At 31.5% G+C, this 7,956-nt stretch carries 10 protein-coding genes; 3 read left to right on the top strand and 7 right to left on the bottom strand.

Going from position 1 to position 7,956, the window contains the following annotated elements; all coding sequences use genetic code 11:
- Together ACIQ11_RS07050 and ACIQ11_RS07045 are read left to right on the top strand one after the other, a co-directional pair.
- On the top strand, positions 1-190 hold a 190-nt coding region (locus ACIQ11_RS07050; protein ID WP_396153975.1), incomplete at its 5' end, for an RNA polymerase sigma factor.
- Between the two features lie 3 nt (positions 191-193).
- Positions 194-829 carry a hypothetical protein gene (locus tag ACIQ11_RS07045; RefSeq protein ID WP_396153974.1) on the top strand — a complete coding sequence of 212 codons (636 nt, stop codon included), beginning with the start codon at positions 194-196 and terminating at the stop codon, positions 827-829.
- Positions 830-863: 34 nt separating this feature from the next.
- Here the strand turns inward: ACIQ11_RS07045 and ACIQ11_RS07040 are convergent, their stop codons facing one another.
- Both ACIQ11_RS07040 and ACIQ11_RS07035 read right to left on the bottom strand, forming a co-directional pair.
- Complete coding sequence (locus ACIQ11_RS07040) at positions 864-1,667, bottom strand: lysophospholipid acyltransferase family protein (RefSeq protein WP_396148725.1); 804 nt, start codon at positions 1,665-1,667, stop codon at positions 864-866.
- 43 nt (positions 1,668-1,710) lie between these two features.
- Positions 1,711-2,352, bottom strand: coding sequence for an NUDIX hydrolase (locus ACIQ11_RS07035; protein WP_396153973.1), 642 nt, complete (start codon positions 2,350-2,352; stop codon positions 1,711-1,713).
- A gap of 44 nt (positions 2,353-2,396) precedes the next feature.
- Between ACIQ11_RS07035 and ACIQ11_RS07030 the strand changes: the two genes are divergently transcribed.
- Entirely contained in the window at positions 2,397-2,840 is a 444-nt protein-coding gene (locus ACIQ11_RS07030) for a DUF4268 domain-containing protein (protein ID WP_396153972.1), read from the top strand.
- 198 nt (positions 2,841-3,038) lie between these two features.
- Here ACIQ11_RS07030 and ACIQ11_RS07025 read toward each other — a convergent pair whose 3' ends face one another.
- The 5 genes from ACIQ11_RS07025 to ACIQ11_RS07005 form a co-directional block, all read right to left on the bottom strand.
- A complete protein-coding gene (locus tag ACIQ11_RS07025; protein ID WP_396153971.1) occupies positions 3,039-4,835 on the bottom strand; it encodes an acyl-CoA dehydrogenase family protein in 1,797 nt (598 codons plus the stop codon).
- A gap of 38 nt (positions 4,836-4,873) precedes the next feature.
- A complete protein-coding gene (locus ACIQ11_RS07020) occupies positions 4,874-5,227 on the bottom strand; it encodes a four helix bundle protein (protein ID WP_396153970.1) in 354 nt (117 codons plus the stop codon).
- A gap of 36 nt (positions 5,228-5,263) precedes the next feature.
- Positions 5,264-6,445 (bottom strand): thiolase family protein, encoded by a 1,182-nt coding sequence (locus ACIQ11_RS07015; RefSeq protein WP_396153969.1) that lies wholly within the window; start codon positions 6,443-6,445, stop codon positions 5,264-5,266.
- A gap of 44 nt (positions 6,446-6,489) precedes the next feature.
- Positions 6,490-6,846 (bottom strand): four helix bundle protein, encoded by a 357-nt coding sequence (locus ACIQ11_RS07010; protein ID WP_396153968.1) that lies wholly within the window; start codon positions 6,844-6,846, stop codon positions 6,490-6,492.
- Between the two features lie 57 nt (positions 6,847-6,903).
- Positions 6,904-7,956 (bottom strand): enoyl-CoA hydratase/isomerase family protein (locus ACIQ11_RS07005; protein WP_396153967.1); only part of this gene is annotated, 1,053 nt, incomplete at its 5' end.

The raw sequence follows: 7,956 nt of genomic DNA, 5'->3' as shown, positions 1-7,956 counted from the left end.
AGAAGAACAAATAAAACTAATGTATAAAGCCATTGCGGAGTTAAATGACATTGACAAAGCTTTGATGTTTTTATATTTAGAAGACAAAGATTACACTGAAATATCAGAAACACTGGGGATTAGCGAAGTGAATGCACGTGTGAAAATGAACAGAATCAAAGGGAAACTTAAAAAAACATTAAATCCGTAACTTATGGATGAATTAGAATTATTAAAAAAAGATTGGAAGAAAAACGATGGGCAATTTAAACAAGTTTCAGAAAATGAAATTTATGGTATGTTGCACAAAAGTTCGTCTTCTATAGTAAAATGGATTTTTATTATTAGTATTTTAGAAATTATTTTGTGGACAAGTTTAGGCTTCTTAACAAATAACGACACCTATTGGAAAATGCTAAATAAGTATCATTTAAAAACATTTATGGTAATTATTTCTATAATTAATTATGCAGTAATTATATATTTTATATACAGATTTTACACAAATTATAAAAAAATAAATGCAATTGATTCAGTTAATCATTTACTTAAAAATATTATAGATTCGAGAAAAACTGTGAAACAATACGTAACATATAATTTATTAATGATAGGTTTTATTTTAATTGTTGCATTTGTTGCTCAAACAATTTATGAGCCAAAACTTCAAGAAATTATAAATCGTTTTGGAGAAAATTCAAGCAAAGGTTATGTTTTAGTTTTTGGTATTTATTTTATATTTGTATTAATATTTACTTTCATCATTTGGATTTTTTATAAATTGATTTATGGATTTTTTATGAAAAGATTAAAGCGAAATTATAATGAACTACAAAAAATAGAGTATTAAAAAAAGTCCTGATAAAATTTTATCAGGACTTTTTTTAATATTTCCATTGACGTTCTATATCTAATATAGAAGCTTCTTCTATATCTTCTTGAGGAATCACTTTTAAAAACGAAGCGTGTTGTTCAATGGCATATTCTATTTGTTCAACGATTTTTTCAATAGAATCATTCTCATAATCTATATCTAATGGCGGCTTAATTTCCATTGATTGTAAAATTCCTTTTTTCTTTACAAATAATCCTTTTCTATCGAATGATCTTCTAAACCCATCAATTACTATTGGTACAACAATTGGTTTATGTTGCTTAATAATATGTGCTGTTCCTTTTCGTACTGGTTTAAAAGAACGAGTAGTTCCTTGCGGAAATGTAATTACCCAACCATCTTCTAATGCTATTTTAATATTTTCAGTATCATTCGGATTCACATCTCTTTGCACATCTTTACCTTCGGCACGCCAAGTTCGTTCTACAGTAATAGCACCAACATAAGCTAAAATTCTTGGCAACAAACCCTCTTGCATTGTTTCTTTAGCTGCAACATAATAAATATTTAATTTCGGCTGCCACAAGTAAAATACATTTTTAATATTATTTTCCCTTCCTTTTAAAGCTGCGTTAAACACGTGAAACATAGCGGTTACATCTGCAAAATACGTTTGATGATTGGAAATAAAAAGTACGTTTCTATCTGGCAAATTTCGAATAATATCTGAGCCATCAATTTGTAAATTATTAAAACTTCTGTATCTACTATGTGTTAATGCACCAAAAATACGGATTAACCATTTTTTGATGAATAATATATGTCCAAACGGATTTCTTTTGAATAATCCCATACGAATTACGTTTTAAAAACGATGCAAATTTAGTAATTTTATACTACTTCATTGCGTTTTTAATTAACTCTTTTAACTCGCTGAGCATCATTGCAGTAGCACCCCAAATTAAGAAATTTTCGACTTCAAAAGCAGGTACATCAATATTTACAGCATAAGAAGTAGTCATTTTCGTTTGTACAATAGTTTTATCATTTAGCAATTGATGAATTGGGAATTCTAATACGCGCTGCACTTCATCTGGATTCGGAATAAATTGTAAATTTTGCTTTGAAAAACCTAAATATGGTGTAACTAAAAAATTACTTGGCGGAATATAAATCTCACTACATTGTCTAATAATTTCAACTTTATTCATTGGAATTCCTACTTCTTCTTCCGTTTCTCTTAGCGCTGTAATTGCTAAAGTTTCATCTTCAAATTCTTCCTTTCCGCCTGGAAAACTAATTTGGGAAGAATGCACTCCAGGATAGGTGTTGCGTACAATTAATGCCAAATGTGCCATTTCATTTTTTGGGTAAACTAACATTAAAACTGCGGCATTTTTAGGTTCAATTTCAGAATAGGATTTGTCTTTAAGATAAGATATTCGTTCCAAAGGTGCCATTTTTAAGTGCGCATCTGTGGCTAACAACTTTTCTTTCTTTAAATTTGCGATATTATTTATAAAGTGAGTGAATTCCATTTTTAGATTTCTATTTTATAAAGTTACAAAAAATAATTACAAAAATGTATAGTAAAGCAGACGCGCAATTAATAAAGAAAGAATTTTGGAGCACTTTTGGAAACGAATATCCAAGAAAATGGTTGCTGTATAATACTAAAATTAAAGACGTTACGTTTAAATTTAATGTAGATAATAAAAAAGCATATGTAATGCTGGATATTGAACCCAAAGATGAAAATAAACGAAAAATCTATTTTGAGAAAGTGGAATCGTTAAAAGAAATTTTGGTGAATGAATTTTTGCCAGATGTTATTTTTGATAGAGAACATTATTTAGAAAGTGGTAAAATTATAAGTCGTGTTTGGGTGGAATTATCTGACGTGAGTTTGAACCGAAAAACTGATTGGGAAACCATTTTTAATTTCTTTTATGATAAAATGGATGCTTTTGAGCGTTTTTTCTATGAGAATGAAGATTATATTAAAGATTTGGAAGTGAATACTTAATTTGATATTAGATAAAAGATTTCGGATTTTAGACAAAAGACAGAAAAAATTACTCACAACGTTTGTTATGCTGAAAGCATCTCAGATAATTTTTTTTACAGTTTGCTTGAGACCCTTTCAGGGTGACAAACTGTACGGGTATTTTACCATAAAAAAGTCCTGATTTCTCAGGACTTTTTTACACAAACTAATTAAATATTAAAAACAATATTTATTTTCTGCGATGACTTTAGCAGCAATTTGCTCACGTAATTTCACCACGTTTGGCATATTTACATATTTTGTATAACGACGTAATCCCATTAACATCATACGTTGCTCATCGCCTTCTGCAAAAGAAACGATTCCTTCTTTTCCTTTTTGAGTAACAATATCAACCGCATTATATAAGTACAATTGAGTCATAGCAAGTTGGTCACTTACTTTATCAGTACCTAATTTTTTTGCCATTTTTTCAGTTCTCAAAACGGCACTTTCTGCCATATAAATTTCAATTAACATATCGGCTGCAGCCATTAAAAGTTGTTGATGATCTTCCAATTCAGCTCCAAATTTTTGAACAGCTGCACCAGCCACCATTAAAAATGCTTTTTTCAATTTAGCAATCATTTCTTTTTCTTCTGCTAAAAATTCTGAATAATCAGGCACATCAAAAGATGGAATCCCCATTAACTCTTCGGCAACAGCCATAGCTGGACCTATTAAATCAACGTGACCTTTCATTGCTTTTTTAACCAACATTCCTACAGAAAGCATACGATTAATTTCGTTTGTCCCTTCATAAATACGAGCAATACGGGCATCTCTCCAAGCCGATTCCATTGGTGTATCTTCAGAGAATCCCATTCCACCAAAAATTTGAATTCCTTCATCTGTACAATGTTGCACATCTTCTGAAACGGCAACTTTTAAAATAGAACATTCAATAGCATATTCTTCAACTCCTTTTAATTCTGCCTCTTGTTGAGAATTACCTTCAGCTTCACGAGTTTCAATTCTGTTTTGAATATCTCCAGCAGCTCTGTAAGTTGCACTTTCATCTACATAACAATTTGTAGTAATCTCTGCTAATTTAGCTTGAATGGCACCAAAACTTGATATTGGTGTATTAAACTGAATTCTTTCGTTGGCGTAATTTACAGCTCCAGAAATGGTTCTTCTTTGTGCTTCCAAACAAGCAGCTGCTAATTTAATTCGACCGACATTTAAAGCATTCATTGCAATTTTGAAACCTTCACCTCTACCAGCTAACATATTTTCAACTGGAACTTTTGTTTCGTTAAAAAACACTTGTCTTGTTGAACTTGCGCGAATTCCTAATTTATGTTCTTCTTCACCTAAAGTGATTCCGTTTGTATTTTCTCTATCGTATTCTACAATAAATCCTGTAATATTTTTATCATTTTCGATACGAGCAAAAACAATCATTACATTACAAAATCCAGCATTTGAAATCCACATTTTTTGACCTGAGATTAAATAATGTGTTCCATCAGCAGATAAAACCGCTTTCGTTTTTCCAGAATTCGCATCCGAACCTGCGCCTGGTTCTGTCAAACAATATGAACCAAACCATTCGCCAGAAGCTAATTTTGGTACATATTTTTGTTTTTGTTCTTCAGTTCCGTATAGCGTAATTGGCATCGTACCAATTCCTGTATGTGCACCAAAAGCGGTTGAAAACGAACCTGTTGCTCCTGAAATATAATCGCAGACTAAAGCTGTATTTACAAATCCCATTCCTAATCCGCCATATGCTTCTGGAACAGCAACGCCTAAAAAACCCAATGCTCCTGCATTTCGCATACATTGTTCGGTATATGCGTAATCTTTTTTCTCAAATTTATCTTTATGTGCCCAAAGTTCTTTATCTACGAATTCTTTAACAGAATCGCGCATCATAAGTTGTTCTTCATTAAAATCTTCTGGTGTGAAAACATTTTCGCACTTTGTTTCTTTTACAAGGAATTGTCCTCCTCTTGTTATGTCTTCCATTTTTATATTATTTTAAATGTTGAATTTTAAATTTTAAATTATTTCGTTGTACTTTCACTTGATGTCTTAATTATTTTTGTAATGATATTAACTATATGTTCAACTTCTATTAAATAACTTGACATTTCAATGGATGTTAAATTGGACTTATCTAACAATCTCAACCAGTATTTTGTTTCCCTAGCTTCTTTTGATGCAATTGCCATTTTATGAATAAAATCTTTTCTAGATTGAGCCGCTATTGCTTCTTCAACATTTGCTCCAATACTAGTTGCAGATCTCAATATTTGTTTTGATATGATAAATTCATTTTCTTTTTTAAGTAGAATAAAAAGATTAACTATACTTAAAGCAAAATCAAAACTTTTAATTGCAATAATATTTTCTTTCATTCCATTTAAAATTTAAAATTCAACATTCAAAATAAATTATAATAATTCGAAAATCCCAGCCGTTCCTTGTCCTGTTCCAACACACATCGAAACAATTCCGTATTTAGATTTTCTTAGTTTCATTTCTTCAAATAATTGTACCGATAATTTTGCACCTGTACAACCAAGTGGATGACCTAAAGCAATTGCTCCTCCGTTTACGTTAATAATATCAGGATTTAAACCTAATTCTCGAGTTACGGCTAATGCCTGAGAAGCAAATGCTTCATTCAATTCAATTAAATCGATATCATTTAATGTCAATCCAGCTTGAGATAACGCTTTTGGAATGGCCTTTACCGGTCCGATACCCATAATTCTTGGTTCTACACCTGCAGAAGCAAAGTTGACTAAACGAGCAATGGGTTCTAAATTTAATTCTTTTACCATTTCTTCGCTCATCACTAAAACGAATGCGGCACCATCACTCATTTGAGAGGAATTTCCTGCAGTCACAGAACCATCAGCTGCAAAAACTGGTTTTAAATTGGCTAATGCTTCAACCGAAGTTCCTAATCTTGGACCTTCATCTTTTGAAACGACATACAATTTGGTTTCTTTTTTACCGTTTTCGTTTACAAATGTTTGTTCAATATTTATAGGTACAATTTGACTATCGAATTTACCTTCAGCTTGCGCTTTTAAAGCTTTCATATGTGATTCATAAGCAAACTTATCCTGATCTTCCCTTGAAATATTGAATTGTTTCGCCACAGCTTCGGCTGTTAAACCCATTCCCCAATAATAATCTTCATTTCCTGCTGCTGCAACTTTATAATCAGGAGTTGGTTTGTAACCGCCCATAGGAATATAACTCATACTTTCTGCACCACCAGCAATAATACAATGTGCCATTCCTGATTGAATTTTAGCTGTTGCCATTCCGATGGTTTCTAATCCAGATGCGCAATATCTATTAACTGTCACACCTGGAACATCTGTTACTTTTAATCCCATTAAGGAAATTAATCGTCCCACATTTAAACCTTGTTCTGCTTCTGGCATAGCGTTTCCAACCATAACATCATCAATTCTTGTTTTATCGAAATTTGGCAATTGAGCCATCATGTGTTGGATAGTTTCTGCCGCTAATTCATCTGGTCGTTTAAATCGAAATAACCCTTTTGGCGCTTTTCCTACTGCAGTTCTGTATGCGGATACTATATAAGCTGTTTTCATATTTTATATTTTTAGTATATTGTATTGTTGTATATTGTATACTGTTACTTTGAGTCAATTGAATTTTGTAATTTGATTATCATATTCTGAATATGTTGAATTTCTGACTCTATATTTTTAAAATCATCTTCATTTATAAAATTTAGATTCTTACAAATGATTAATTGTGTTTCAAATTCGAAAGATGAACCTAAAGAAATACCTAAAAAATTACTAAAGTCTTTATTAGTTTTTCTTCCACAACCTTCAGCTATATTTGAAGGAATTGAAACTGCGCATCTTCTAATTTGCGAAGTCAACCCATAAATTTCTTCTTTTGGAAAATTTTGAGTTTTTAAATATGTTTCAGTTACTAACTCAATAGCTTTTTGCCAAACTTTTAATTCTTTAAAATAATTCATTTCTAAATTTTAATTTCAGTATACATTATACATTTTACAGTTTACAATAATCAATAATTAATTTCTCAACGGTTTCCCCTTAGTTAACATAAACTGAATACGTTCTAATGTTTTTCTTTCCGTGCAAAGCGATAAAAAAGCTTCACGTTCTAAATCCAATAAATACTGTTCGGAAACTAAATTTGGTTCAGATAAATCGCCACCTGCCATAACATAAGCCAATTTATTTGCTATTTTTTGGTCGTGCTCTGAAATGAATTGTCCTGCAACCATTTGATCCGTTCCGACTAAAAACATTCCTAATGCTTGTTTACCTAAAACTTTTATATCATTTCTTCTAACAGGTTGCGTATACCCTTGATTTGCCATTTGTAAAGCCACTTGTTTTGCCGTAGCAATTTGTCTATCTTTATTTACAACAACAATATCTCTTCCTTTTTGAAGTACGCCAATATCGAAAGCTTCATAAGCAGATGTTGCGACTTTTGCCATTCCAACTGTTAAGAAATATTCTTGTAATACATTTAATTCCACATCATTTTTTCTAAACAAATCGGATGCACGAAGCGCCATTTCTTTAGAACCACCACCACCAGGAATTACTCCAACACCAAATTCTACTAATCCAATGTAGGTTTCGGCAGCAGCAACTGCTCTATCTGAATGCATAGTTAATTCGCAACCACCACCAAGTGTCATTCCGTGTGGTGCAGCAATTACTGGAATAGATGAATAACGACAGCGCATCATCGTGTCTTGGAACATTTTGATGGCCATATTTAATTCGTCATATTCTTGCTCAACAGCCAACATAAAAATCATTGCTAAATTTGCCCCTACAGAAAAATTCGTTCCTTGATTTCCAATTACTAATCCTTCATAACCTTTTTCAGCCATATCGATGGCTTTGTTTATTCCTTGTAAAACTCCAGCTCCGATAGAATTCATTTTAGAAGTAAATTCTAAATTGATAATTCCATCACCTAAATCGGTAATAATACTCTCACTATTGTTCCAAACTTTTTTGCTTTCGCGAATGTTATTTAAAATAATAAAAGCATCTTGTCCCGGAATTTTTTCTGTTTGTTTTTTATCTATATTGTAAAAATA

Source organism: Flavobacterium sp. (assembly GCF_044361065.1).
GTDB lineage: Bacteria > Bacteroidota > Bacteroidia > Flavobacteriales > Flavobacteriaceae > Flavobacterium.
The sequence above is the reverse complement of the archived record's forward strand: the minus strand, read 5'-3'. Positions and strand labels throughout refer to the sequence as shown.

Coding starts and splice junctions, on each gene's coding strand:
- ACIQ11_RS07045 (WP_396153974.1), top strand. CDS start 194: ATGGATGAATTAGAATTATTAAAAAAAGATTGGAAGAAAAACGATGGG.
- ACIQ11_RS07040 (WP_396148725.1), bottom strand. CDS start 1,667: ATGGGATTATTCAAAAGAAATCCGTTTGGACATATATTATTCATCAAA.
- ACIQ11_RS07035 (WP_396153973.1), bottom strand. CDS start 2,352: ATGGAATTCACTCACTTTATAAATAATATCGCAAATTTAAAGAAAGAA.
- ACIQ11_RS07030 (WP_396153972.1), top strand. CDS start 2,397: ATGTATAGTAAAGCAGACGCGCAATTAATAAAGAAAGAATTTTGGAGC.
- ACIQ11_RS07025 (WP_396153971.1), bottom strand. CDS start 4,835: ATGGAAGACATAACAAGAGGAGGACAATTCCTTGTAAAAGAAACAAAG.
- ACIQ11_RS07020 (WP_396153970.1), bottom strand. CDS start 5,227: ATGAAAGAAAATATTATTGCAATTAAAAGTTTTGATTTTGCTTTAAGT.
- ACIQ11_RS07015 (WP_396153969.1), bottom strand. CDS start 6,445: ATGAAAACAGCTTATATAGTATCCGCATACAGAACTGCAGTAGGAAAA.
- ACIQ11_RS07010 (WP_396153968.1), bottom strand. CDS start 6,846: ATGAATTATTTTAAAGAATTAAAAGTTTGGCAAAAAGCTATTGAGTTA.